We start from the raw sequence: 23621 nt of genomic DNA, 5'->3' as shown, positions 1-23621 counted from the left end.
AGACAGCCATGAAGCAAGTCATCGCCTGCATCGACGGCACCGCCCTGGCCGAGGGCGTGTGCGACTACGCCATCTGGGCAACGCGCCGGCTCGACACCGACCTGGAGTTCCTGCACGTGCTGGAGAGCCAGGCCGAGCATGCCCCCATATCGGACCTCAGCGGCAGCATCTGGCTGGGAGCCCAGGAATCCCTGCTGCGGGAACTGGCCGAACTGGATGAACGCCGCAATGCGCTGGCGCAGGAACAGGGCCGCAAATTGCTGGACGTGGCCCTGCAGCGCGCCCGGGCGCAAGGCGCCGAACGCTGCGATGCGCGCCAGCGCCACGGCGACCTCGTCGAAACGCTGCTCGAGCTCGAGCCCGACACCCGGCTCTTCGTGCTCGGCCAGCACGCCGAACCGGTGCAGCCATCGCGGCTCATGCCCGACCACAGGCTGGAAGCGGCGGTGCGGGCGCTGCGCCGCCCCATTCTGGTGGCCAGCGCGGCATTCCGGGAGCCCGCCAGCTTCATGGTCGCCTACGACGGCAGCGCGACCTCGCGCAAGACCGTCGAGATGGTGAGCCGCAGCCCGCTGCTGGCGGGCCTGCCGGCCCACCTGGTGATGGCGGGCGGCGATGCCGGCACGGCCGAGGCGGCGCTGGAGCCGGCGCGCGCCGAACTGGCGCAGGCCGGATTCGACACGCGCGCCTCACACGTGCCCGGCGAGCCCGCGGAAGCGCTGGCCGGCTACGCCCAGACGCACGGCATCGACCTCCTGGCCATGGGCGCCTACGGGCATTCGCGGATCCGGCACCTGGTGCTGGGCAGCACCACCACGGCCATACTCTCGCGCGTGCGCCTGCCGGTGATCATCCTGCGCTGAGGGTGCGTGGCCGCAGCGGTGCAGGCGGCCCGCGGGGCTCAGGAGCCGCGCAGCGCCTGCAGGGTCTTCCAGCCGGCCCGGCCGTCGGCCGGCAGGCCGTGCTCGCGCTGGATCGCCTGCAGCGCCTGGCGTGTGCGCGCGCCGATGATGCCGTCGGGCTTGCCGATGTCGTAGCCGCGGTCGATGAGGCGCTGCTGCAGTTCACGCCGCTCGGCGCGCGAGAGCCCCGGATCGTCGGTGGGCCAGGGCTGCACGAACGGGCCGCCGCCGCGCAGGCGGTCTGACAGGTGCGCGATGGCCAGCGCGTAGCTTTCGGCCGCGTTGTACGAATAGATCGCGTCGAAGTTGCGCGTGACCAGGAATGCCGGCCCCTGCGGACCGGCCGGCAGCAGCAGCGCGGCCGGCGTGTCGCCCGCGGGCAGTGTGCCGCCGTCGGCGCGCGCCAGGCCCTGTGCCGTCCATGCCGACATGGGGCGCTTGTTGCGCCGCCCGGCGACGCTGGCATCCATGCCGGACGGCAGCTTCACTTCATACCCCCAGGGCAGGCCAGGACGCCAGCCTGCCTGCTTCAGGAAGTTGGCGGTCGACGCGAGTGCGTCGGGCACGCTGTCGACCAGGTCGCGGCGCCCGTCGCCGTCGAAGTCCACGGCCAGACGCAGATACGTGGAAGGCATGAACTGGGTCTGGCCGAAGGCGCCGGCCCATGAACCCCGCAGGCGCTCGGGCGCCACATGTTCTTCGTGCATGATGCGCAGCGTGGCATAGAGCTCGCCGCGGAAATACGACTGGCGCCGCCCGAAGCACGACAGCGTCGACAGCGAGGTCAGCAACGGACGTCCGCCGAGGTTCTGGCCGAAGTTGCTTTCCACGCCCCAGACGGCTACCACGGTCGCCGGGTCGACACCGAATTCGCGCTGGGCGCGCGCCAGTTCGGGCTGCCAGCGCTGCAGCGCCTGGCGTCCGTCGGTGATGCGCTCGGCATCCACGAGCCCTGCCAGGTAGTCCCAGATGGGGGTCTTGAATTCGGGCTGGGCATCGAGCAGCTTGACGACGTCCAGGTCGGGCGCCAGCCCCGCCGTCTGGGTGTCGAAGGTGGCCGCGGGCACGCCGCGCTGTACGGCGTCCGGGCGCAATGTGGCGAGGCAGGACTGGAAGGCGGCGAGATCGGCGGGTGCGGGCTCGGCGGCCGCGGCTCCGAACGAGACGGCAAGCAGGCCGGCGCCGGCCAGCAGGGAAATCGGGCGTCGTGTCATGCGCTCATTCTAGGGCCTGCCGGCGCTGGAAGGGAGACGCGCGACGTTCACGCCCCCATGGAAGCGTCGGCCGGGCCGGCCTGCAGGGCGGCCAGTTCCTGCTCATCGAAACCCGCCGCGCGGCGCGCCTCGAGGTTGAACGGCCCGCGCAGCCGCGGCGCGCCATGGCGCTGCGCCAATTGCGCATACGTGGCCACCGGATCCAGGCCACGCTGCCGGCAGCCCTCGCGGTACCAGTGATTGCCGATGGCGACATGGCCGATTTCGTCGCGCAGAATGATCTCGAGTATGGCCGCGCCGGCATGATCGCCGGCTGCGGCCAGCTTGTCGCGGATCGGCGGCGAGGCATCCAGGCCGCGCGCCTCCAGCGTACGCGGCACCAGGGCCAGCCGCGCCAGCAGGTCGCCGCGCGTTTTCTCGGCCATTTCCCACAGCCCGTTGTGGGCGGGGAAATCGCCATAGGCATGGCCCAGCGTGCCCAGGTGGCGGTTCAGCAGCTCGAAATGATGCGCCTCTTCGCGCGCCACGCGCAGCCAGTCGCGGTAGTAGGCATCGGGCTGGCCCGCATAGCGCCAGATCGCGTCCAGCGCCAGATTGATGGCGTTGAACTCGATATGGGCCAGCGCATGCAGCAGCGCCGCGCGCCCTTCCGGCGTATGCACCGCACGCGCCTTCAGGCGCGACGGAGCCACCAGTTCTGGGCGCCCGGGCCGCCCCGGCAGATCCGTCGGCTCGTCGAGCGCAAGATGGGCGCCGGTATCGGCGGTGGAATCGATGGCGGCCACTGCGGCCAGCTTGTCGGCCCAGTGGCGCACGGCCAGGGCAGCCAGGGCCTGGGCCCGTATACTGCGGTTCATTGCGATCGCGGTCCTGCGGAAATGCGCGGGCGCGCCGGGTGTTGCGGTGCGCGCGGAACACCGACTTTATCATTACGCCATGTCCTCTTCCGCCAGCCTGGCCCTGGAATCCTCGCTTCGCGCCTTCGACCCCGCTGAATGGGATGCCCTCGCGGGCGACCAGCCGTTCGTGCGCCATGCCTTTCTTTCCGCGCTGCACGACACTGGCTGCGCCGCCCCCGAAACCGGCTGGCAGCCCGCCTATCTGGCCATGCGCCGCGATGGCCGCCTGGCGGGGGCGGTGCCGCTTTATCTGAAGCACCATTCGCGTGGCGAATACGTGTTCGACTTCGCCTGGGCCGACGCCTACGCCCGGCATGGGCTGCGCTACTACCCCAAGCTGCTGTCCAGCATCCCGTTCACGCCTGTTGCGGGCGCCCGCCTGCTGGCAGCCAACGAGGCCGACCGGCTGGCCCTGGCCCGCGGCCTGCTGGAGGTGGCGCGCGAACTCGACGTTTCCTCGCTGCACGTGCTGTTTCCCGCCCGCGCGGACCTGGCTGCGCTGCGCGACGCGGGCTACCTGCTGCGCGAAAGCGTGCAGTTCCACTGGACCAATGCCGGCTATGCCGACATGACGCAATTCCTGGGCGCTCTGAGCCACGACAAGCGCAAGAAAATACGCCAGGACCGCAAGAAAGTGGAGCAGGCAGGCATACGGTACCGCTGGCTGAGCGGTACCGAGCTGGACGCGGAATCCATGGCGTTCTTTTTCCGCTGCTATTGCCAGACCTATTACGAACACGGCAACCCACCCTATCTGAATGCCGCCTTCTTCGAGTGCCTGCGCAGCGCGATGCCGGAAAACCTCGTGCTGGTGCTGGCGCTGCACGGCGACGAGCCGGTGGCCGCAGCGCTCAACCTGCGCGACCGGACCACGCTGTACGGCCGCTATTGGGGCAGCACCGTGTTCGTGCCCGGCCTGCACTTCGAGACCTGCTACCTGCAGGGCATCGCGTATTGCATCGCTCACGGCCTGGCCCGCTTCGAAGGGGGGGCGCAGGGCGAACACAAGATGGCGCGCGGCCTGATGCCCGTGGCCACGTGGTCGGCGCACTGGATCGCCGATGCCCGGTTCGAGGCAGCCATCGAGGACTTCCTGCAACGCGAGGGCTCGGCAATCACCGACTACGTCGATGAACTGGAGGCGCATGCGCCCTTCAGGCGCGCCTGAGCAGGCGTTCCGACAGCCGCCGTTACTTAGCCGCCTCAAAGCCGGTCAATTGGTTGCCCGGTTGTAACGCTGCGAGGGCACGATTTTGCGGCTGTGCCGCCGGCACGGGGCGCGGCGCCCCGGAAATCCGCCCCAGGACTTGCTGCCAGCGTGGAACCGGCCAAAACCCGCACGTTGCGCCCGCTTCTCCGGCGCTTACATTTGCCCACACCGCCGTTTGACACGGGCGCGGCCCGCCTGCTGTAGTGACAGTACGCAGAACAAAAAGAACCATTCATCCTTGAGGGGCTGCGGCAAGCCAGCCCCGACTATCGGAAGGGAGGCATGTATGAACAACGATATCGTGGCCGGCAAATGGAAGCAGCTCGCCGGCAAGGCCAAGACCGCATGGGGCCGGCTCACCGACGACGAACTGGCGCAGACCGAAGGCAACGCGGAACGCCTGGCCGGCCTGATCCAGGAGCGCTACGGCAAGACCCGGGAAGAAGCCGAGCAGGACGTGCGCGCCTTCTTCGACCGCAATCCCTGAGCCGGACGGCCCGGCCGGACTGCAACTTCCACGCGCAAACTAGGAGGAAAGCAAGATGCTCTATTACGCAGCGGTTTTCTTCGTCATCGCCATCATTGCGGCCGTGCTGGGCTTCGGCGGCATCGCCGCCGGGGCAGCCGGCATCGCCAAGATCCTGTTCTTCGTGTTTCTGGTGCTGGCCCTGCTGTCCATCCTGGGAGGCGCGTTCCGCAGGAAATAGCGCTACGCGTCCGGGGCCGGCAGGCCCTCTTCGGGAACGGTGATCGTGCCCTGGCCGATCTGCACCACCCGGCCCCCGACGCGGATGGCCCCGGCTGCATCCACCTCGAGATGCAGCGCGCAGGGGCGCCCGGTCTGGTCGCCCTGGTGCACCACGATGCGCGCGGGCAGCTGGGCCTTCTGCGCCAGCAGCCAGCCGCCGAGGTTGGCGCAGGCCGATCCGGTGCCGGGGTCCTCGGCCACGCCGGCGCCGTCCTTGGTGAAAAAGTAGCGGGCGTGCACCCTGGTGCGCCCCGCTCCGTCGTCCCCGCCGAATGCGAATACGTAGGCGGTCTTGCGGCCCAGGCTGCTGGGCTGCCAGCGCTCCAGCCGCGTGCTGTCGGGCCGGGCCCTGCGCACCGCCTCCGGCGTGCGCAGCGGCACCAGGAGCTGGTCGGCGCCCGTGTCCACCCACATGGGCTCGCCCTGCAGATCCTGCGGTCCCAGTCCGAGCAGCGCCGCCACCTCCGCGGCCGGCAGTGCGGACGGCACGGTGCGCGGCATGCCGCGTGCGGGCGCGGTGAACGTCCAGCGATCGCCCTCCGCCTGCACCGGGACCACGCCGGCCAGGAACTCGAGTTCGAGGGCGTCCCCGCCCAGCCCCAGTGCGCGCGCGACATGCGCCGTGCCCAGCGTGGGATGACCGGCGAAGCGCATCTCGTAGCCGGGGGTGTAGATCCGCACGCGCGCGGCCGCCGTTGCGGAGGGCAGCAGGAACGTGGTCTCCGACAGATTGAACTGCGCCGCCAGGCTCTGCATGAGCGCCTCGCTCATGCCTCGGGCGTCCTCGAACACGCACAGCGGATTGCCGCCGAATGTGGATTCGGCAAACACATTGACCAGACGGAAAGCGTAGGACGGCATGATCGGCGCTCCTGGAAGGACCTCGGGCCGCCATCTTAGCGCCCCTGCCGGCACGCGCTACCAGACGGCGAAGAACAGCACCCAGGCTGCGCAGAACGGCGCCAGCCCGGCCGCGAGCAGCACGCAGGCCAGGGCCCGGCGGCCGGCACCGGCGCTGCGCCGGCCCAGCATCCGCCAGGCCAGCCGCAAGGTCCACAGCACGCCCAGGGCCAGCAGCGTGAACCGGACCGGACCTGCCCAGCCGGTACCGAGCCCTTCATGCTGCAGCAGCGTCACGGTGGTGGCCGACAATCCCAGGAACACGCCTGTCCCTGCCGCGGGGATCAGGGCCTGCGCCAGCTTGTGCACGCCGATCGCATGCGGGCGCGACCCGGACGGCGCGGCGGCTTCGGCCAGCCACAGCGATGCGTAGATTGCGCCGCCAAGGCAGGCCGTCGCCGCCAGGATGAAGGCCAGGATGGCGGCGCCGTCCAGCCACGAGAAACTGTCGTTGACCTGCGGGTAATGCGTGAGGATGAACCAGGGCGCATCATCCATCAGCGGCCACAGGATGTCGCGCTCGACCAGCCACGTGGCCGCCCACTGTTTCAGGGCCACGAACCACGGGCTGGCCGTCCAGAGGAAAGCGCCCATGGCCACGCCCATCATGCCGAAGCACAGCAGCGCCGTCTGCCAGGCATCGCCGTCGGCCACGTGCACGATCTCTTCCTCGGGCGACCGGCCGGACAGCGTGATCGCGCCGCGATAACCGCTGCAGCGTCCGCAGACATGGCAGTCGCCCGCGCCCTTCATGTGGCGCAGCGGCACCAGCGGCGCGCAATTCACGGGCTCGAGGCGCACCACCGGATGCCGCCAGGCCTGTTCGTCGACCTTGAAATGCCAGGGCGCGAGCTTGGCCAGCAGCGTGAACACGCCATTGACCGGGCACAGATACTTGCACCAGACCCGCTTGCTGCGGCCATAGCGCCAGCCCACGATCATGGCCGCCACGGTGGATCCGCCCAGCACTGCCAGCACCGCCAGCGGATACTGATAGACGCTGACCAGTTGCCCGTATACCGTCGTGAGCACGAAGGCGGTGAAGGGCCAGCCTCCCCAGCGCATCCAGCGCGGGATGGCACGGCCCTGGCCGCGCTCGCTGGCCCATTCCGTCAGCATGCCCTCCGGGCAGAACCAGCCGCACCAGGCGCGGCCCAGCACCGGCATGGACACCAGCACGAACGGCCACCAGATGCCCCAGAAGGCGAACTGCGCCACGATGGTGAGGTTGTTGAAGACCGAGGCCGTCCGGCCCGGCAGCGGCAGCAGCGCGGGAACCACCAGCAGGAAGGCATAGATCCCCACGATGCCCCATTGCAGCCTGCGCAGCAGGGCGGCGTGGTCGCGCAGGAAATCGGCGATGCGCGCCAGGGCACGCCCGCCCCCCGCATTGCGCAGGGCTGGATCCGGCTGATGCGCCTGGGTCGGCATGGTGCTCAACCGGCCGCCGGACTGGCGTGCGGCACGTCCGCGGCGCGGCGCAGCAGCGCCCACACCAGCACCCAGTAAGCCAGCCAGCACAGCACGGACGTAAGCGCCGGGTAGGCCCGGTAGCCGGCAAAGTCGGCCAGCACCTTCCCCACGCCCGTGCTGTCGTCGAGCAGCCAGGCGCTGTCCCAGACCGGGTCGACCAGCGCGGGCACGGCACCGATGGAGATCAGGCGATCCAGCCCGCCGACCAGCAGCGCCGCGGCCAGCAGCAGCAGCAAGGCCTCGGTGAGCAGAAAGAAACGGCGCCAGGTGATCAGCCTGCCGCCCAGCTGCAGCAGCCAGAAGGTGAGCAGCGCCAGCGCGAACCCCGCCGCGCCGGCCAGCCCCAGCATGCCGGCGCCGCCGCCCTGCGAGGCGGCCACCGTGCCATAGAGGAACACCACCGTCTCGCTGCCTTCGCGCGCGACGGCGATCATCACCAGCACCAGCAGGCCCCACCAGCTGTCGCCCGCGGCCGAGCGGCGCGCCCCGCCCTCGAGCTCGCCCTTGAGGGTGCGGCCGTGCCGCTTCATCCATACCACCATCTGCACGACCAGGGCGCAGGCCACCAGCGACATGCCCGCCTGGAACCACTCCTGGCCTTCGTCGCCCAGCCACGACGACACGCCCAGCAGCACCAGCGCCAGCATGACCGCCAGGCCCAGGCCGGCCAGGACGCCGCCCCACAGGTACGGCAGGCCGCGCCGGCCTTCGGGCGCGGCGCGCAGCCAGGAATACAGTATCCCCACCACCAGCAGGGCCTCGACGCTTTCGCGCCACACGATGAAAAGCACTTGTTCCATGACGGTTGCGCAGCCTTATTCGGCGGGCTTCACCACCAGCGTGCCGCGCACCTGCTGGTGGAAATCATCGAAAAACGGATACTCGCCGGGACGCGATATGGTGATCACCACGAACGAACTGACGCCCGGCCCCAGCACCTTCTCCTTGCGCAGCGGGATGCTCTCGAACTCCACGGGCTCGCTGCTGGCGTTGACCAGCTCGATCTTGAAGCGTCCGGCCGGCACCTCCAGCCGCACGGGATCGAAGGTGCCGTCGGGCCTGAACGTGAGCGTGAAGGTAGGCAGGCCGGCCGCATGCGCGCCGGCGCCCGCCGCCAGCAGCGCCAGCGCGGCGCAGGCGCGGCGCACGACCATCAATATCCGCCCTTCTTGCCCGTGCCGGCGTAGACGAAGTCGTATTCGAGCTCGAAGGGCTCGAACCACGGGCCCACGCCGGTCTCCTTGTCGATGTGCCGGCCGAAATGGCCATGGCCGTCGGCGCCCGGCGGCAGGATCGTGTACTTCAGGTGATATTTGCCCGGCCCTTCCAGCTTGACGTTGTCGCCATAGTGCGGACCGTCATTGGCCACCATGGGCATGAAGGTGCCGGCAACGGGATGCCCGCCGGCCTTGCTGATCTCGTACTTCACCGTGAGATACGGAACCCATTCGCCTTCGGGGAAGCCGGTCTGGTTGCCGGCCGTGGCGTGGATGTCGGCCTCGAGGTGCACGTCGGAATCGCTGGCCGCACGCATCATGCCGGGAGGATCCATCTCTATGGGCTGGAGATACACCGCCCCGATCTCCATGCCGCCGCGCTCGGCCGGCTTGCCGATGGGATACTCCGCCGCCCAGGCGGCACCGCACAGGCACAGGCCCATGGCCAGCGCCACGCTCTGCTTCAACATCTGACTTCCTCGCAATACCAGGGATGTCGGCCTTGCATGCATAAACAAGAACCGTTTTCATTAATGGTAGTGCGGTGGGGCTGACAAAGCCCTGAAGGCAGCCGGAAAGAAGAACGGCGCCGCATCGCGGCGCCGTGCGGGGGAATCCGCAGGGGGAAGCCTACTTGCCGCGATTGCCCGGCGTGCCGCCCGGCGGGAACGGGAAGGACGAGAACATGGCGCGGGTCTGGTCCTGCATCTGGTCCTGCATCTGCACGAAGAGGTTCTTGCTCTGGTCGATGTAGCTGTTCATCATCTTCTGCAGCATCGGCGTCTGGACGTTCATGAACTGCGTCCAGGCTTCGGGGCCGAACTGGCTGCCGTACAGCCCCTTGGACTGCTCGGCCATGCGCTGCTGGATCTCCATGAAGGCCTGGATGTTCTTCTCGAGGTAGGAACCCATGATGCCCTGCATGGCATGCCCGTAGAAGCGGATGATCTGCGACAGCATGTTGGACGAGAACATCGGCATGCCGCCGCTCTCTTCCTCGAGAATGATCTGCAGCAGGATGCTGCGCGTGAGGTCGTCGCCGCTCTTGGCGTCGACCACATGGAACTCCTCGTTGGCAAGCACGAGCTGCTTCACGTCGGCAAGCGTGATGTAGGTGCTGGTCTGCGTATCGTACAGGCGACGATTGGGATACTTCTTGATCAGGCGCACGGCGGCGCCGGCTTGTGCTTGCGTCATGACTGTCCCCGAGATCGCACGATCTCTCTTTGGCTTTCGGTGATTTGTAGTGTACTGCCGGGCGCCGGCGCCCGGCCCCTCCCGGCCATGGCGGCCGTCCGCCTCATCCCATGTGCAGCCCGCCGTTGAGCGAGAAGTCGGCGCCGGTGGCGAATCCTGCCTCGTCGGAAACCAGCCAGGCGGTCATGGAGGCGATCTCCTCCGGCGTGCCCAGGCGGCGCACCGGGATGGTGGCCACGATCTTCTCGAGCACGTCGGGACGTATGGCACGGACCATGTCGGTGCCGATGTATCCGGGCGAGATCGTGTTGACCGTGATGCCCTTGCTTGCCACCTCCTGGGCCAGCGCCATGGTGAAGCCATGGATGCCCGCCTTGGCGGTGGAGTAGTTGGTCTGGCCGAACTGGCCCTTCTGGCCGTTGACCGAACTGATGTTGACGATACGCCCCCACTGGCGTTCGACCATGCCGTCGATCACCTGCTTGGTGACGTTGAACAGGCTGTTGAGGTTGGTATCGATGACGGCGCGCCAATCGTCGACCGACATCTTGCGGAACAGTCCGTCGCGCGTGATGCCTGCATTGTTGACCAGCACGTCGACCGGCCCGAGCTCCGCCTTCACCTTGTTGAAGGCTTCCGTGGTGGAATCCCAGTCGGACACGTTGCCCACGGATGCGTAGAAGGTATAGCCCTGCGCAGCCTGCTCGTCCAGCCACTGCTGGTAGTTGCGGCTGGGGCCGCAACCGGCCACGACGCGGAAACCTTCCTTGGCCAGGCGCTGGCAGATCGCAGTACCGATCCCGCCCATGCCTCCCGTAACGTATGCCAGCTTCCCGCTCATTTGACGTCCTCCTCGTTGTGCGACGCAGGGCCCGTCCGTCGCGGGGTCCTGGATCCTTTGCAGCGGCGTGCCATCACACCGCCCTGACTTTCACATATCGCCCCGGCGCGGGCTCGATCGGCCGGTATCGCGCATTTCCCTGCCGCCTGGGCGCACGCACCTGCGGCCCGCCATGCTGCGCCAGCCATTGCGACCAGTCGGTCCACCAGCTGCCCGGACGCTCTTCGGCCTGCGCCAGCCAGGCGTTGGGATCCCCGGGCAGCGGCCCCTCGTGGGCGCCTGCCCAGTAGCTACGCCGCTTGCGCGCCGGCGGGTTCACCACCCCGGCGATGTGGCCGGATGCGCCCAGCACGAACCGCAGCGGCCCGCGCAGCAGCTGCGTGGACGCATACGCCGAGGCCCAGGGCACGATGTGGTCTTCGCGCGAGCCGAACACGTAGGCCGGCATGTCGAGACGGGTGAGGTCCAGCGGCACGCCGCATGCGCGCGCGCGCCCCGGCACCTTGAGGTTGTTCTCGAGATAGGTGTTGCGGAAGTACCAGGCGAAGAACGGACCGGGCAGGTTCGTGCTGTCGGCATTCCAGAACAGCAGGTCGAACGCCGGCGGCGTCTGGCCCTTCAGGTAGTTGCCGACGACGTAGTTCCAGACCAGTTCATTGGGCCGCAGGAACGAGAACGTGGTGGCCAGGTCGCGCGCCGGCATCAGGCCGCCCCGGCCCAATTGATGATCGCGCAGCAGCGCATGCCCCTCGTCGACGAATACCTTGAGCACGCCGGTATCGTGGAAATCGAGCAGCGACGTGAGCAGCGTGAGCGCAGCCACGGGCCGCCGGCCGCGCGCGTGCGCCAGCGCAAGCGCCGAGGCCAGCATGGTGCCGCCCACGCAGAAACCCAGCGCATTGACCTGCGGCTGCCCGGTGATGTCGGCCGCGACGTCGAGCGCGGCCAGCACGGCTTCCTCGAGGTAGTCGTCCCAGGTGGCGGCATCGATGCCATCGGTATCGGTGGGCAGCGGGTTGCGCCAGGAGATGATGAACACCGTGTGGCCCTGCTCGACCGCATAGCGCATCAACGAGTTGTCGGGCTGGAGGTCCAGCACGTAGTACTTGTTGATGTTGGGCGGCACCACCACCAGCGGCCGTTGATGCACCGTGGGGGTCTGGGGGGCGTACTGGATCAGCTGCATCAGCCTGTTCTCGTACACCACCTGGCCGGGCGTGACGGCCACATTGCGGCCGATCTCGAACTGGGTCTCGTCGGTCTGGGTGATGCGGCCCTTGCGCAGGTCCTGCAGCAGATTGGCCAGCCCCGCGTTCAGGGCCTTGCCGGCGGTCTCCACGATGGACCGCTGCGCATCGGGATTGAACGCGAGGAAGTTCGCGGGCGACAACGCGTCGACCCATTGCATGATGGAGAAGCGCAATCGTTCGCGCAGGGGTTCGCTGACCTGCGCCGCCTCGACCATGCGCGCAAGGGCCCGCGCCGACAGCAGATACGCGTGGGCGATCAGCAGGTGCTGGCCGCTCTGGTTCCAGGCCTCGCCGGCGAAACGGCGATCTGCCGGCGGGGCCAGGACGCCGCGCTTGGCTTCCTCGCACAGGCGCAGCCAATCACGGGAAAAGTCGGCCTGGATCTCGGCCAGGGCTTCCGGCGCCACGCTCACCGGGACGGGCCATGAGGCGGAAAGGGGGGCGTTCACTACGACACCTTGTTATCGGACTGCGCCGTTCGATGGTGCATTGCGCACCGGAGACTGTCAATGCGGGTATTTCGCTAGGCTGCGCAGCCGCACGCCGGCCCTTTGGATTTATTGCGGCGCAGCATCGGAGCCCAGCCACGCCAGCAGGGCCATCCTGCCGGTTTCACGGTCGCGCCGGTAGGAAAAGAAGCGGCCCGGGTCGCTGGCCGTGCACAGGCCGCTGGACTCGGGTTGCGCCACCCCCGCCCGCCGCAGCCGGCGCTGCGCCAGCGCGGGCAGGTCGGCCCACCACTTGCCCGCAACATCCGGCCGCGGCCGGAATGCCGCCGCGGCGTCCGGATCGTCGGCCGTGAACGCCGCGAGCACATCGGCGCCGACTTCGAAAGCGTCCGGGCCTATCCCCGGCCCGATCCAGGCGCGCCAGCCGCCGGCCCGGGGCGCCTTGGCGCGCATCGCGGCCAGCGTCGCTTCCAGCACGCCGCCCGACAGGCCGCGCCAGCCCGCATGCGCCACGCCCAGCACCGTGCCTTCTGCATCGGCCATCACCACGGGCAGGCAATCGGCCACCATGATGGCCAGCACCCGGTCCGGCCGGCACGTGACGCTGGCATCGGCGGCGGGTTCCGGCTCGGACAGCGGCGCGTCCGCATCGACGACCACGCTGCCGTGCACCTGGCGCAGCCACAGCGGCTCGCCCGGCACCGCAGCGCGCACGCGCCGGCGGTTCTCGGCCACGACCTCGGGCCGGTCGCCGGCACGCAGGCCGAGATTGAGCGTGTCGTAGGGGGCCTGCCCCACACCGCCGCCGCGCGTGGTGCAGAAATACCGCACGCCGGGCCAATCGGCGCCGCAGACCACCGGCAGCCCGTGGATCACTCGCTCCATTGCAGCGCCTCCGTCACGCTCGTCATGTCGGCCGGCGGCGCGGCCTGGAAAGCCGCCTGGCCCCCGGCGGGGTCGTCGAAATGCAGGGCCCGGGCATGCAGCATCTGGCGCGCGGCGCCGGCCAGCGGTCTGCCGCCGTACAGCGTGTCGGCCAGCAGCGGGTGGCCCAGGCTGGCCAGGTGCACGCGGATCTGGTGGGTGCGGCCGGTTTCCAGGCGGCACACCACTTCGGTCACCGGCTCGCCGCCGGCCGCCCTGCCATGGCGCTCGGCCCGGTAATGCGTGACGGCCGCCTTCGGCGCGATGGGCCGGTCCACGCTCATCCGCACCGGGACGCGCGCATCGCGGCCCATGGGCCGGTCCACGGTGCCCGAGCCGCCGAGCGCGCCGTGCACCAGCGCCACATATTCGCGCCCCACGGTACGCGCCTGCAGCTGCCGCACCAGATGCGTCTGGGCCAGTTCGTTGCGCGCCACGACCATCAGGCCGGAGGTGTCCTTGTCGAGCCGGTGTACGATGCCGGCACGGGCCACGCGCATCAGTTCGGGGTAACGGTGCAGCAGACCGTTGAGCAGCGTGCCGTGCCAATTGCCTGCGCCGGGATGGGTCACCAGCCCGGCCGGCTTGTTCACCACGATCCAGTCGGGGCTCTCGGCCACCACGTCGAAGGCCACGGGCTCGGGTGCGAACGCCAGGCTCTCGGGCGCGGGCTGCTCCCATACCGACAGCGCATCGCCCGGGCCGACGATCTGCCGCACCTTGGCGGGCCGATCGTTGACGCGCACGTATCCGGCCTCGATCCAGCCCTGCAGCCGGCTGCGCGAGTGTCCGGGCAGCAGGGCCGCCAGCACCTTGTCCAGCCTGTCTGCCGGCATGTCGGAAGGCACCTGGACGACGCTGGGTTCATCGTCGGCCAGGGTGTCGATGGAAGCAGCTGTATCGGACATCTGGACAAATCATATAATCGACCTGCCATGCTACCACCAAGGAAAACCGACTCGTGATTCACCGCAACGCTGCTGCCCCCTCGCATTCGAGCTTCCGCCGCGGGCCGGCCCTGCGCGCGGCGATCGCGCTCTCGGCCCTGCTGCTGGTCGCCGGCTGCGGCGGCGCCGACACCAAATACGATCCCACCGCCGGCTGGAGCGCCGAACAGCTGTACGCCGACGCCAAGGAGGCCGTTGCGGCGGGCAACTGGACCGACGCGCGCGAGCGCCTCACCGCCATCGAGAGCCGCTACCCGTTCGGCGTGCATGCCCAGCAGGCCCTGATCGAGCTGGCCTACGTCAACTGGAAAGACGGCGAGAACGAGCAGGCCCTGGCCGCCATCGACCGCTTCCAGCAGCTCTACCCCAACCATCCCGGCACCGACTACATGCTGTACCTGAAGGGGCTGATCAATTTCACCCCGGCCAGCGCCTTCATGGCCAACCTCGCCGGCCAGGATCCCGCCGAGCGCGACCCCAAGGGCCTGCGCGCGTCGTACGACGCCTTCGCGGAACTGGTGAAGCGCTATCCCGAGAGCAAGTACACGCCCGACGCGCAGCAGCGCATGACCTGGCTGGTGAACGCCATCGCCATGAACGAGGTCTACGTGGCGCGCTACTACTACGAGCGCGGCGCCTACGTGGCCGCGGCCAATCGCGCCCAGACCGTGATCACCGATTTCGAAGGCGTGCCCGCGGCCGAAGAGGCCCTGTACATCATGCAGCAGTCGTACACCCGGCTCGGCATGACCGACCTGGCCAACGACGCCGGGCGCGTGCTCGACGCGAACTACCCCGACAGCAAGTTCAAGACCGAAGGCCTCACGCGCGACAAGAGCTGGTGGAATCCGTTCTCGTGGCGCTGACGCCGTCCCGCGGCGCGCCAGGCGTTTCAGGCCCCCTCGGCGCCTGAAACGGCCATTTCCCGGCCTGCTGCCCGCCGGGCATAGAACGCCAGGGCCTCGTCCAGTTCGCGCGTGCGCGCGAACGGCGGCAGGCCGCGCCAGAGCCGCTTGCCATAGGGTTTCTCCACCAGGCGCGCATCCCCCACCACCAGCACTCCCCAGTCCTGCTCGGTGCGGATCAGGCGCCCCGCCCCCTGCTTGAGGGAGATCGCGGCCTCGGGCAGCTGGTATTCGGCAAACGGATTGCCGCCGCGCGCGCGGCAGGCGCGCAGCCGGGCTTCGATCACCGGGTCGTCAGGCGGCGCGAACGGCAGCTTGTCGATCGCCACCAGGGTGAGGACTTCGCCCGGCAGGTCTATGCCCTCCCAGAAACTGGCGCTGCCCACCAGCACGGGATGCGTCAGGCGGCAGAAGCGGTCGAGCAGATCGCGCCGCGTGGCTTCTCCCTGCCGGAGCAGGGGCCAGTCGTGGCCCGCCGCCTCGCAGGCCTCGGCCAGCGCGTCGGCCACTCGGTCCACCGCCCGCAGCGTGGTGCACAGGATCAGCGCACCGCCCGGGCTGGCCTCCAGCAGCGGCAGCAGCGTCTCGACGAAGCGCCCCGTGAAGTGCGGCGACTGCGGTTCAGGCATGTTGCGCGGCACGAACAGCAGCGCCTGCGACGAATAATCGAACGGCGATTCCCACCGCCCCGTGCGCGCGTCGTCCAGACCCAGCTGGCTGGTGAAATGGCTGAAATCGCCATGCACCGACAGCGTGGCAGAGGTGAGGATCCAGGCCTGCTCGGGCTTGCGGTAGCGCGAGAACGCCTGGGCCACCGACAGCGGCGCCGCGTGCAGGCGCACATGGTGGGCGCCCTGCTCCACCCACCGCACGGCCGGACCGCTCCAGGACGCCGCAGCCGCGGCGCGCAGCAGGTCTGCGTCCGGGCCGCCCACAGGCGCGGGAGCATTCAGGTCGGATCCCCAGCCCGCGTCGGCCGGCGCATGGCGCGCGGGCGTGGACCAGCGGGCCAGGCGCACCGAGAGTTCCGCGCCGCTGCGCGCGGCGGTGAGCAGGTCGGGGTGCTTCTCCGCCACCCCGGTGAGGGCCCGCGTGGCGGCGTCCAGCACCTCGCGCAGCCGCGCCAACGCGGCATCGAACGCGTCGGGCTCGGGAATCGCCTCGAAGGTGGCCTTGCGCCCCGGCATGCGCTCCAGCGCCGCACAGGCCAGGCGCAGTTCGCGCGCCGCCGTCTCGACCTGGCGCGCCACGTCGCTCCATTTGGCGGCCTCGCGCGCATACGCCAGGCCGGCAGCCTCCAGGGCGCGGCCGAAGTCCAGCAGCTGGTGCGTGGACACGCTGCTGCCCAGGAACCGGGTGGCCGTATCGGGCAACTGGTGCGCCTCGTCGAAGATCACCGTGTCGACCTCGGGCAGCAGGTCCGTGACGCCTTCTTCGCGCAACACCAGGTCGGCCATGAAGAGCGCATGATTGACCACCACCACGTCGGCCTCCTGGGCCTGGCGGCGCGCCTTCACCACGAAGCAGTCGCGGATGCGGGGACATTCCTGGCCCAGGCAGTTCTCGCGCGTGGACGTGACGCGGTTCCAGATGTCGGCGTCCTCGGGCACCTGCGCCAGATCGGCGCGGTCGCCCGTCTTGGAGATGCCCGCGAACACGCGGATCTGGCGCAACTGGCCGACCTCGGCGCGCGACTTCAGGGCACGGTCGTCGCCCTCCAGACGGTCGAGATGGTAATGGCACACGTAGTTGCCGCGGCCCTTGAGCAGGGCCGCGCTGACCGGCGCCGAGAGCGCCTCGCGCACGCGGGGAAGATCGCGGTTGTAGAGCTGGTCCTGCAGCGTGCGGGTGCCCGTGGAAATGAGCACCTTGCCGCCCTGGGCGAAGGCCGGCACGAGATAGGCCCACGTTTTGCCGATGCCCGTGCCAGCCTCGGCAACCAGCGTGGCGCGCTCGGCCATGGCGCGTTCGATGGCCTGCGCCAGCTCGACCTGCGCGCTGCGCGGACGATAGCCGGGCAGCGCCTTGGCGAGAGGGCCGTCGGCGGCGAAAAATTCTGAAATATCGAGGTCGAGCATCGGCGGCGGAGGGCGCGGGATCGGCCCACATGATACTCCTGCGCCCCGCCCCGTCCCGGGGCGCCGCGGACCGGAATGTCCACCCGCACAGCCCCGGCGCGGCGCTTGTGGCAAAATCCGCCGTTTGTTTTCCCTTTGCCGTTGCAGCGAGATGCCCGATATTTCCACCTCGAACGCCCATAGCGCAGACCCGGCCCGGATCATCGCCCAACTGGCCACCGAACTGCAGGTGCGCCCCCAGCAGGTTGCCGCTGCGGTCGAGCTGCTGGACGGCGGCGCCACCGTACCGTTCATTGCGCGCTACCGCAAGGAAGCCACCGGCGGGCTCGACGACACCGTGCTGCGCAACCTGGAGGTGCGGCTGGGCTACGTGCGCGAGCTCGAGGAGCGACGCGGCGCCATCCTCGAGTCCATCGCCCAGCAGGGCAAGCTCACGCCCGAGCTGCAGCAGGAAATCGCCGCTGCCGACACCAAGCAGCGCCTCGAAGACCTCTACGCGCCCTACAAGCCCAAGCGCCGCACCCGCGCGCAGATCGCCCGCGAGGCCGGGCTGGAGCCCCTGGCCGATGCCATCCTCGCCGATCCGGGCTGCGACCCCGCCGCGCTGGCCGCGGGCTACCTGAATCCCGAGGCCTCGATCAACGATGCCAAGGCCGCGCTCGACGGCGCACGCGACATCCTGGCCGAACGCTACGCCGAGAACGCCGACCTCCTGGCCGACATGCGCGAGCATCTCTGGTCCACCGGGCTGCTCTACGCCAAGGTGGCCGAGGGCAAGGAAGCCGAAGGCGCAAATTTCCGCGACTGGTTCGATTTCAGCGAACCGCTGCGCACCCTGCCCTCGCATCGCATCCTGGCCCTGCTGCGCGGACGCCAGCAAGGCGTGCTGGAACTGCGCATCGGCCTGGAGGCCGAACTCGAGGCCCTCACGCCGCACCCATGCGTGGCCCGCATCGCAGATTTCCTGAAACTGGGCAGCGGCCTGTTCGCGCTCGACGCCGGGCCGCGCGCGCGCTGGCTGGGCGAGGTGTGCCGCTGGACCTGGCGCGTCAAGCTGCTCACGGCCTTCGAAAGCGAGCTCATCGGCCGGCTGCGCGAAAGCGCCGAGGCCGAGGCCATCCGCGTGTTCGCCGCCAACCTCAAGGACCTCCTGCTGGCGGCGCCGGCCGGCCCCCGGCCGGTGCTGGGCCTGGATCCCGGGATACGCACCGGCTGCAAGGTGGCCGTGATCGACCGCACCGGCAAGGTGGTGGACACCGCCACCGTGTACCCCTTCGAGCCGCGTCGCGATCGCGAAGGCACCATCGCCACCCTGGCGGCGCTTGCCGCAAGGCATCAGGTCGAGCTCATCGCCATCGGCAACGGCACGGCCTCGCGGGAAAGCGAGAAGCTGGTGGCCGACATGATGGAGCGCCACCCCGACCTCAAGCTCACCCGTGTCGTGGTCTCCGAAGCCGGCGCCTCGGTGTACTCGGCTTCGGAAACGGCCGCGCAGGAATTCCCCGACCTGGACGTCACCCTGCGCGGCGCGGTTTCCATCGCGCGGCGCCTGCAGGATCCGCTGGCCGAGCTGGTGAAGATCGATCCCAAGGCCATCGGCGTGGGCCAGTATCAGCACGACGTCAACCAGCGCGAGCTGGCCCGCTCCCTGGACGCCGTGGTCGAGGACTGCGTGAACGCGGTGGGCGTGGACGTGAACACCGCATCGGCCGCGCTGCTGGCGCGCGTATCCGGCCTGAACTCGCTGCTCGCCAGGAACATCGTGTCGTGGCGCGACGAGAACGGCGCCTTCCCGACCCGGGAAGTCCTGCGCAAGGTGCCGCGCTTCGGCGACAAGGCGTTCGAGCAGGCGGCGGGCTTCCTGCGCATCCCCAACGGCGAGAACCCGCTCGATGCCTCCGCGGTGCACCCCGAGGCCTATCCCGTGGTCGAGCGCATCGTGGCCAGGATCAAGGCCGACGTGAAGCACATCATCGGCCAGCGCGACGCCCTGAAAGGCGTATCGCCCAGCGAGTTCACCGACGAACGCTTCGGCCTGCCCACAGTGCGCGACATCTTCGCCGAGCTCGAGAAGCCGGGCCGTGACCCGCGTCCCGAGTTCAAGACGGCCCAGTTCAAGGAAGGCGTGGAGACGCTCAACGACCTCTATCCCGGCATGGTGCTCGAGGGCGTGGTCACCAACGTCGCCAATTTCGGCGCCTTCGTCGACATCGGGGTGCACCAGGACGGCCTGGTGCACATCTCTGCCCTGGCCGAGAAGTTCGTCAAGGACCCCCGCGACGTCGTCCGGGTGGGCCAGACGGTCACGGTGAAGGTGCTGGAAGTGGACGTGGCGCGCAAGCGCGTGGCGCTCACCATGCGCCTGAACGATGCCGCCGAGCCCGCCCGGCGTGCCGGCGGCGGGGGCGGCGCTGCGCAACGCGGCACGGGCGCCCCGCGCCGCGGGCAGAACGACAGCGGGCGCGGCGTGCCGGCCAACAGCGCCATGGCCGAAGCCTTCGCCAAGCTCAAGCGCTGAAACCGCGCGGGCCGCGGCCGGGAACGCCGCGAGCCTGCCCCATGAAGCCGGGCCCGCATGCTGCGGGCCCGGTTTTTTTTACGGGATGGCGCCGTGATGCGCGGCTCAGCCCCGGATCAGTCGCCTGCCAGCGCTGCCAGCGCCTCGCGCGCCTTGCCAAGCATGGCGCCGGCTTCGACGCCCGCCGGCGCAGCCGCCACGGGCGCGTCATCCAGCATGGCCACATAGCCGTCGGCGGTGGCCTGCAATTGCGCCTGGGCCGGCAGGCGCTTCATGGCAGCGCCGGCGGCCTTGGGGTCGTCATACGGCCGCGACACCAGCAGCTCGGTGCCGTCGGCGCCCAGCAGGCGGAAGCGGAAGCTGCCGTCGGCGTCCCGGAAGCTGACGAAGCGGGCGTCCTTGGCGGCCTTGCGCACGGGCTGCGCGGCCTTGGCCGTGCCGGCCGCGCCCGACAGAGTGCGCAGGCCCACGGCCTCGCGCAGCCGCTGCATGGCCGGCCGGGCCACCGAACGGGCCTTGCTCGCTCCTGCCTGCAGGATGTCCTCGATGCGCGCCGGATCGGACATGAGTTCGTCGTAGCGTTCGCGCATGGGCGCGATGATGCCCTCCAGCCGCTCATACAGCGCCTGCTTGGCGTCGCCCCAGCCCATGCCCGCCTCGAGCTCGGCACGGAAGGCCGCGCTCTCGTCGGCCGGCGCAAACGCGCGGTACAGCGTATAGAGATGCGAGTTCTCGGCGTCCTTGGGTTCGCCGGGCTGGCGCGAGTCGGTCACGATGCGCATGACGGCGGCGCGCAGCGCCTTGGACCCGCCCTCGAAGAGCGGAACGGTGTTGTTGTAGCTCTTGGACATCTTGCGTCCGTCCAGCCCGGGCAGCGTGGCGACCTCTTCTTCGATCACGACTTCGGGCAGCACGAAGAAATCGCTGCCGTACAGGTGATTGAAGCGCTGCGCGATGTCGCGCGCCATCTCCAGGTGCTGGATCTGGTCGCGGCCCACCGGCACCTTGTGGGCATTGAACATCACGATGTCGGCAGCCATCAGGACCGGATAGGAGAACAGGCCCATGGTCACGCCGTCATCGGGATCCACCCCCTTGGCCTCGTTCTGGTCCACCGACGCCTTGTAGGCGTGGGCGCGATTCATCAGGCCCTTGGGGGTGACGCAGGTGAGCAGCCAGCAGAGCTCGGGAATCTCGGGGATGTCCGACTGCCTGTAGAACGTGACCCGCTCGACGTCCAGGCCGCAAGCCAGCCACGTGGCGGCGATCTCGAGGCGCGAGCGCGCCACGCGGGCGGGGTCGTCGCACTTGATCAGCGCGTGGTAGTCGGCCAGGAAGAAGAATGCGTCCACGCCGGCCTGGGTGCTGGCCTGGATGGCCGGACGGATGGCGCCCGCATAGTTGCCCAGGTGCGGAGTGCCAGTGGTGGTGATGCCGGTGAGAACGCGGGTATTCATGGAAGGCGACGCAGCGAACGGAAAGCCGAAGTTTACCGCGCCCGCCAGCCGGGCCGCCGGTGGTGCTGCCGTCAGATCCAGGCCAGCACGGGCGCGGCCAGAGCGCACGCGCCGCCGGCCGCCAATGCGACACGCGGCCAATAAGTGAGGCACCAGATCAGCAGCAGCCCGGCCAGGCTGAGTATGCCGATCCACTCGATGGCGCCGTAGCTCCAGCCCCACGCCGCGGCGCAGGCAGCCAGCGAAAGCGCCAGCGCCAGCCAGCCCGAGACACGCAGCCACCAGCGGTGGCGGCGCGGCATGGCCTGCTCGAACAGCTGCTCGTAGTGGCGGTCCATGCCCAGGCACAGGGCCGCGAAGCCGGCATAGGCCAGGCAGAAGGCCGCGAGGCTCATGGCCTTGCCTCCTGCCTGGGGCTGCGCGATTTCCGCGCGGGGAGCGGTCCGGACTTGATCATGCCTGCCTCCCTTCATAGGCTGTGGACGACGCGGCGGGCTGGGGCGGGCGAACGGCTGCTCGACGCGGCTGGCGCGCCGCGACCCGGCGCGGGCGTGCAGCCTTGCGGGCGATCCAGCCCAGCAGCAGCCCGGCCGCCAGGGCGCTGAGGTCGAAGCCGGCCATGACCCAGTCGCCCGCAGGCAGGCTGGCTGCCAGGTGCCGCGACGTGGTCAGCGCATTGAGCAGCGGCAGCAGCAGGCACAGCCCCGCTGCCGCCCCGGCCAGGTCGCGCCAGCGCGAGCGGGGGCGTGCGCAGGCATACACGAAGGTGGCGGCCCAGGCGCCGAAGAATATGCGGGTTTCCCACTGGGCATGCGCAGGCAGGTCCGCCGGCAACAGCCGGTTGGCCCAGAAGTACGCCGCCACCGCCACGCACAGGCCTGCGATGGAGGCGGCGTTGAGGGCATCCACCACGCGCAGCGAGAGCGGCTCGGGCGCGCCGGGCGCAAGTTTCTGGCGGCGCTTGGCGATCCACAGCACCAGCCCGCTGCCGACCATGGCCGTTCCGGCCAGGCTCACCAGGAAATAGAGCCAGCGCAGCAGCGGCTCGGCGAACAGGCCCAGGTGCAGGCCCACGATGGTGCCTGCCGTCAGCGCCACGGCGCTTTCCCTGGCGGTCTCGCCAACCAGGCTGCCGCTCACGCCGTCGTATGTCAGCGTGGGCGCCATGCGGCCGTAGGACACCGCATCGCGGTTGGAACGCGACACGCTGACCACCGCGGCGGCGTCGTTGGGGTGATTGACGACGATGCGGCCGACATTGCCGCCGTCCCAGTGCCGCGTCGCGTGCTCCACGACGCCGGCCAGCGGAATCAGCGGCGCAGGCATGCCTGCCGCCGGCTTGACGGCGAACGCCGGAAACACGTCGTCGAAGAACTGCCGCTCGTTGTCGTAGGTGGCCAGGATGCCCGCCGGCAGGAGCATGGCGGCAAAGATCACCAGCCCGCTGAACGTGATCATCAGGTGGAACGGCAGGCCCAGCACGGACAGCACATTGTGGCCATCCATCCAGGCGCGCTGCCCGCCCTTGCGGGGCCGGAAGGTGAAGAAATCGGCAAAGATCTTCTTGTGCGTGATGACGCCGCTGATGATGGCCACCAGCATGAACATGCCTGCGATGCTCGCCAGCCACCGGCCCCAGGGAAAGCCCATTTCCAGTTCGAAGTGGAAACGATAGAAGAAGTCGCCGCCGCGCGTCTCGCGGGCCGGCATGGCCTCGCCGGTACGCGGATCGAGCGTGACGCGCTGGAAACCCCGCGTGCCGGGCGCCGGCTTGGGCACCTGGTAGGAAAGGCGGATGCCGGGTTCGCGCGGCGAGGAAGGCGTGATGAACCAGCGCGTGGCGTGGGGCGCGTGGGCCTGCAGGTAGGCCTGGGCGATCTCGGCGGAGCGTGCCGCGGAGACATGCGGCGGGTCCGCCTCCGGCTGCATCCAGCGCGTGATCTCCGGCCGGAAGAAGGCCAGCGTGCCGGTGAGGAACATGGCGAACAGCAGCCAGCCGAAGATCAGGCCGGCCCAGGTATGCAGCCACGACATGGCCTGGCGCAGGCCCTCGGCCTGGGGCTTGCGGACCGGGCGTGCGGCGTGCGTCATGCGGCCGCCCCGGGCATGCGGCCCAGCCAGTACAGCAGCCCGAGCACGGCGGCCGGCGCAAGCACGCCGACCCAGGCGCGCCAGGCGCTGTGCGTGGCGAACACCCACAGCGCGGCGCAGGCATAGGCCACGAAAGCCAGCATCTGCCCGGCGATCACGGCGTCGGCGCGCGAGAGCGGCAGCCACACCGCCAGGCAGGCGGCGGTGGCAGAGGCCAGCGCATAGCCTCCCAGGATTGCGGCCGCGGACCGGGAGGCCACGGCAAGTCGGTAGCGCGCCATGCCGGCGCTGGGAGCGGGGGCTTTCACTGGAATGAAGCCAATAGATATTGAGAACTAGTATTATTATCTATTAGCGATACATCATCAATCGCCGCCGTGCATTTCCCGCATGCAGCCGCC

General features: G+C 69.6%; 23 protein-coding genes. 6 read left to right on the top strand and 17 right to left on the bottom strand.

All coding sequences use genetic code 11. From position 1 onward, the window contains the following. The first annotated feature begins 8 nt into the window (after window positions 1-8). Window positions 9-863 carry a universal stress protein gene (locus ACYBYQ_RS06445; protein WP_459617923.1) on the top strand — a complete coding sequence of 285 codons (855 nt, stop codon included), beginning with the start codon at window positions 9-11 and terminating at the stop codon, window positions 861-863. A 38-nt stretch (window positions 864-901) separates the two neighbouring features. On the opposite strand, the gene ACYBYQ_RS06440 is transcribed toward ACYBYQ_RS06445, so the two are convergent. Together ACYBYQ_RS06440 and ACYBYQ_RS06435 are read right to left on the bottom strand one after the other, a co-directional pair. Continuing rightward, window positions 902-2116, bottom strand: a complete 1215-nt coding sequence (locus ACYBYQ_RS06440) for a lytic murein transglycosylase (RefSeq protein WP_459617921.1) — start codon at window positions 2114-2116, stop codon at window positions 902-904. Between the two features lie 47 nt (window positions 2117-2163). Then, on the bottom strand, window positions 2164-2973 hold the full coding sequence (locus tag ACYBYQ_RS06435) for a ferritin-like domain-containing protein (RefSeq protein ID WP_459617919.1): 810 nt from the start codon (window positions 2971-2973) through the stop codon (window positions 2164-2166). A 79-nt stretch (window positions 2974-3052) separates the two neighbouring features. Between ACYBYQ_RS06435 and ACYBYQ_RS06430 the strand changes: the two genes are divergently transcribed. The 3 genes from ACYBYQ_RS06430 (at window position 3053) to ACYBYQ_RS06420 (ending at window position 4932) form a co-directional block, all read left to right on the top strand. After that, window positions 3053-4183 (top strand): GNAT family N-acetyltransferase, encoded by a 1131-nt coding sequence (locus tag ACYBYQ_RS06430; protein WP_459617917.1) that lies wholly within the window; start codon window positions 3053-3055, stop codon window positions 4181-4183. A gap of 328 nt (window positions 4184-4511) precedes the next feature. Then, window positions 4512-4712, top strand: coding sequence for a CsbD family protein (locus tag ACYBYQ_RS06425; RefSeq protein ID WP_459617915.1), 201 nt, complete (start codon window positions 4512-4514; stop codon window positions 4710-4712). Window positions 4713-4767: 55 nt separating this feature from the next. Beyond that, entirely contained in the window at window positions 4768-4932 is a 165-nt protein-coding gene (locus ACYBYQ_RS06420) for a DUF1328 domain-containing protein (RefSeq protein WP_459617913.1), read from the top strand. Between the two features lie 2 nt (window positions 4933-4934). Here ACYBYQ_RS06420 and ACYBYQ_RS06415 read toward each other — a convergent pair whose 3' ends face one another. The 10 genes from ACYBYQ_RS06415 to ACYBYQ_RS06370 all read right to left on the bottom strand — a co-directional run bounded on the left by ACYBYQ_RS06415 (window position 4935) and on the right by ACYBYQ_RS06370 (window position 14132). Then, complete coding sequence (locus ACYBYQ_RS06415) at window positions 4935-5834, bottom strand: PhzF family protein (protein WP_459617911.1); 900 nt, start codon at window positions 5832-5834, stop codon at window positions 4935-4937. 57 nt (window positions 5835-5891) lie between these two features. Then, window positions 5892-7304, bottom strand: coding sequence for a 4Fe-4S binding protein (locus ACYBYQ_RS06410; protein ID WP_459617909.1), 1413 nt, complete (start codon window positions 7302-7304; stop codon window positions 5892-5894). Window positions 7305-7309: 5 nt separating this feature from the next. Further along, a complete protein-coding gene (locus ACYBYQ_RS06405; RefSeq protein WP_459617907.1) occupies window positions 7310-8146 on the bottom strand; it encodes an FTR1 family iron permease in 837 nt (278 codons plus the stop codon). A 15-nt stretch (window positions 8147-8161) separates the two neighbouring features. Then, complete coding sequence (locus tag ACYBYQ_RS06400; RefSeq protein ID WP_459618716.1) at window positions 8162-8494, bottom strand: cupredoxin domain-containing protein; 333 nt, start codon at window positions 8492-8494, stop codon at window positions 8162-8164. A gap of 5 nt (window positions 8495-8499) precedes the next feature. Then, window positions 8500-9033, bottom strand: a complete 534-nt coding sequence (locus ACYBYQ_RS06395; protein WP_459617905.1) for an iron transporter — start codon at window positions 9031-9033, stop codon at window positions 8500-8502. 160 nt (window positions 9034-9193) lie between these two features. After that, window positions 9194-9760: a polyhydroxyalkanoate synthesis repressor PhaR gene (phaR, locus tag ACYBYQ_RS06390; RefSeq protein WP_459617903.1), complete on the bottom strand. Its 567-nt coding sequence runs from the start codon at window positions 9758-9760 to the stop codon at window positions 9194-9196. A gap of 103 nt (window positions 9761-9863) precedes the next feature. Then, window positions 9864-10601 (bottom strand): acetoacetyl-CoA reductase, encoded by a 738-nt coding sequence (gene phbB / locus ACYBYQ_RS06385; protein ID WP_459617901.1) that lies wholly within the window; start codon window positions 10599-10601, stop codon window positions 9864-9866. 73 nt (window positions 10602-10674) lie between these two features. Continuing rightward, window positions 10675-12300: a class I poly(R)-hydroxyalkanoic acid synthase gene (phaC, locus tag ACYBYQ_RS06380; protein ID WP_459617899.1), complete on the bottom strand. Its 1626-nt coding sequence runs from the start codon at window positions 12298-12300 to the stop codon at window positions 10675-10677. A 108-nt stretch (window positions 12301-12408) separates the two neighbouring features. Further along, window positions 12409-13185 (bottom strand): peptidoglycan editing factor PgeF, encoded by a 777-nt coding sequence (gene pgeF, locus ACYBYQ_RS06375; RefSeq protein ID WP_459617897.1) that lies wholly within the window; start codon window positions 13183-13185, stop codon window positions 12409-12411. Beyond that, the gene (locus ACYBYQ_RS06370; RefSeq protein WP_459617895.1) at window positions 13173-14132 is read right to left on the bottom strand and encodes an RluA family pseudouridine synthase; all 960 of its coding nucleotides are present in this window, start codon (window positions 14130-14132) and stop codon (window positions 13173-13175) included. Before ACYBYQ_RS06370 ends, pgeF begins: the two co-directional genes overlap by 13 nt. Window positions 14133-14242: 110 nt before the next feature. Between ACYBYQ_RS06370 and ACYBYQ_RS06365 the strand changes: the two genes are divergently transcribed. Continuing rightward, the gene (locus ACYBYQ_RS06365; protein WP_459618715.1) at window positions 14243-15037 is read left to right on the top strand and encodes an outer membrane protein assembly factor BamD; all 795 of its coding nucleotides are present in this window, start codon (window positions 14243-14245) and stop codon (window positions 15035-15037) included. A gap of 26 nt (window positions 15038-15063) precedes the next feature. Here the strand turns inward: ACYBYQ_RS06365 and yoaA are convergent, their stop codons facing one another. Further along, the gene (yoaA, locus tag ACYBYQ_RS06360; RefSeq protein WP_459617893.1) at window positions 15064-17154 is read right to left on the bottom strand and encodes a DNA repair helicase YoaA; all 2091 of its coding nucleotides are present in this window, start codon (window positions 17152-17154) and stop codon (window positions 15064-15066) included. Between the two features lie 151 nt (window positions 17155-17305). On the opposite strand from yoaA, the gene tex reads away from it, so the two are divergent. Beyond that, window positions 17306-19672 carry an RNA-binding transcriptional accessory protein Tex gene (tex, locus tag ACYBYQ_RS06355; protein ID WP_459617891.1) on the top strand — a complete coding sequence of 789 codons (2367 nt, stop codon included), beginning with the start codon at window positions 17306-17308 and terminating at the stop codon, window positions 19670-19672. Between the two features lie 116 nt (window positions 19673-19788). On the opposite strand, the gene ACYBYQ_RS06350 is transcribed toward tex, so the two are convergent. The 4 genes from ACYBYQ_RS06350 to ACYBYQ_RS06335 all read right to left on the bottom strand — a co-directional run bounded on the left by ACYBYQ_RS06350 (window position 19789) and on the right by ACYBYQ_RS06335 (window position 23528). Then, window positions 19789-21129, bottom strand: coding sequence for a tryptophan--tRNA ligase (locus ACYBYQ_RS06350; protein ID WP_459617889.1), 1341 nt, complete (start codon window positions 21127-21129; stop codon window positions 19789-19791). Between the two features lie 71 nt (window positions 21130-21200). Further along, window positions 21201-21524 (bottom strand): DUF3325 domain-containing protein, encoded by a 324-nt coding sequence (locus ACYBYQ_RS06345; protein ID WP_459617887.1) that lies wholly within the window; start codon window positions 21522-21524, stop codon window positions 21201-21203. Window positions 21525-21582: 58 nt separating this feature from the next. Next, complete coding sequence (locus ACYBYQ_RS06340; protein WP_459617885.1) at window positions 21583-23220, bottom strand: PepSY-associated TM helix domain-containing protein; 1638 nt, start codon at window positions 23218-23220, stop codon at window positions 21583-21585. Beyond that, window positions 23217-23528 carry a DUF3649 domain-containing protein gene (locus ACYBYQ_RS06335; protein WP_459617883.1) on the bottom strand — a complete coding sequence of 104 codons (312 nt, stop codon included), beginning with the start codon at window positions 23526-23528 and terminating at the stop codon, window positions 23217-23219. Before ACYBYQ_RS06335 ends, ACYBYQ_RS06340 begins: the two co-directional genes overlap by 4 nt. Window positions 23529-23621: the final 93 nt, after the last annotated feature.

It is taken from the genome of Bordetella sp. 2513F2 (assembly GCF_054642735.1).
This window is presented reverse-complemented; position numbering and strand designations above follow the sequence as displayed.

What these genes read in the sequence shown, in the direction of transcription:
- ACYBYQ_RS06445 (WP_459617923.1), top strand. Translation starts at nt 9, where the DNA reads ATGAAGCAAGTCATCGCCTGCATCGACGGCACCGCCCTGGCCGAGGGC.
- ACYBYQ_RS06440 (WP_459617921.1), bottom strand. Translation starts at nt 2,116, where the DNA reads ATGACACGACGCCCGATTTCCCTGCTGGCCGGCGCCGGCCTGCTTGCC.
- ACYBYQ_RS06435 (WP_459617919.1), bottom strand. Translation starts at nt 2,973, where the DNA reads ATGAACCGCAGTATACGGGCCCAGGCCCTGGCTGCCCTGGCCGTGCGC.
- ACYBYQ_RS06430 (WP_459617917.1), top strand. Translation starts at nt 3,053, where the DNA reads ATGTCCTCTTCCGCCAGCCTGGCCCTGGAATCCTCGCTTCGCGCCTTC.
- ACYBYQ_RS06425 (WP_459617915.1), top strand. Translation starts at nt 4,512, where the DNA reads ATGAACAACGATATCGTGGCCGGCAAATGGAAGCAGCTCGCCGGCAAG.
- ACYBYQ_RS06420 (WP_459617913.1), top strand. Translation starts at nt 4,768, where the DNA reads ATGCTCTATTACGCAGCGGTTTTCTTCGTCATCGCCATCATTGCGGCC.
- ACYBYQ_RS06415 (WP_459617911.1), bottom strand. Translation starts at nt 5,834, where the DNA reads ATGCCGTCCTACGCTTTCCGTCTGGTCAATGTGTTTGCCGAATCCACA.
- ACYBYQ_RS06410 (WP_459617909.1), bottom strand. Translation starts at nt 7,304, where the DNA reads ATGCCGACCCAGGCGCATCAGCCGGATCCAGCCCTGCGCAATGCGGGG.
- ACYBYQ_RS06405 (WP_459617907.1), bottom strand. Translation starts at nt 8,146, where the DNA reads ATGGAACAAGTGCTTTTCATCGTGTGGCGCGAAAGCGTCGAGGCCCTG.
- ACYBYQ_RS06395 (WP_459617905.1), bottom strand. Translation starts at nt 9,033, where the DNA reads ATGTTGAAGCAGAGCGTGGCGCTGGCCATGGGCCTGTGCCTGTGCGGT.
- phaR (WP_459617903.1), bottom strand. Translation starts at nt 9,760, where the DNA reads ATGACGCAAGCACAAGCCGGCGCCGCCGTGCGCCTGATCAAGAAGTAT.
- phbB (WP_459617901.1), bottom strand. Translation starts at nt 10,601, where the DNA reads ATGAGCGGGAAGCTGGCATACGTTACGGGAGGCATGGGCGGGATCGGT.
- pgeF (WP_459617897.1), bottom strand. Translation starts at nt 13,185, where the DNA reads ATGGAGCGAGTGATCCACGGGCTGCCGGTGGTCTGCGGCGCCGATTGG.
- ACYBYQ_RS06370 (WP_459617895.1), bottom strand. Translation starts at nt 14,132, where the DNA reads ATGTCCGATACAGCTGCTTCCATCGACACCCTGGCCGACGATGAACCC.
- yoaA (WP_459617893.1), bottom strand. Translation starts at nt 17,154, where the DNA reads ATGCTCGACCTCGATATTTCAGAATTTTTCGCCGCCGACGGCCCTCTC.
- tex (WP_459617891.1), top strand. Translation starts at nt 17,306, where the DNA reads ATGCCCGATATTTCCACCTCGAACGCCCATAGCGCAGACCCGGCCCGG.
- ACYBYQ_RS06350 (WP_459617889.1), bottom strand. Translation starts at nt 21,129, where the DNA reads ATGAATACCCGCGTTCTCACCGGCATCACCACCACTGGCACTCCGCAC.
- ACYBYQ_RS06345 (WP_459617887.1), bottom strand. Translation starts at nt 21,524, where the DNA reads ATGAGCCTCGCGGCCTTCTGCCTGGCCTATGCCGGCTTCGCGGCCCTG.
- ACYBYQ_RS06340 (WP_459617885.1), bottom strand. Translation starts at nt 23,220, where the DNA reads ATGACGCACGCCGCACGCCCGGTCCGCAAGCCCCAGGCCGAGGGCCTG.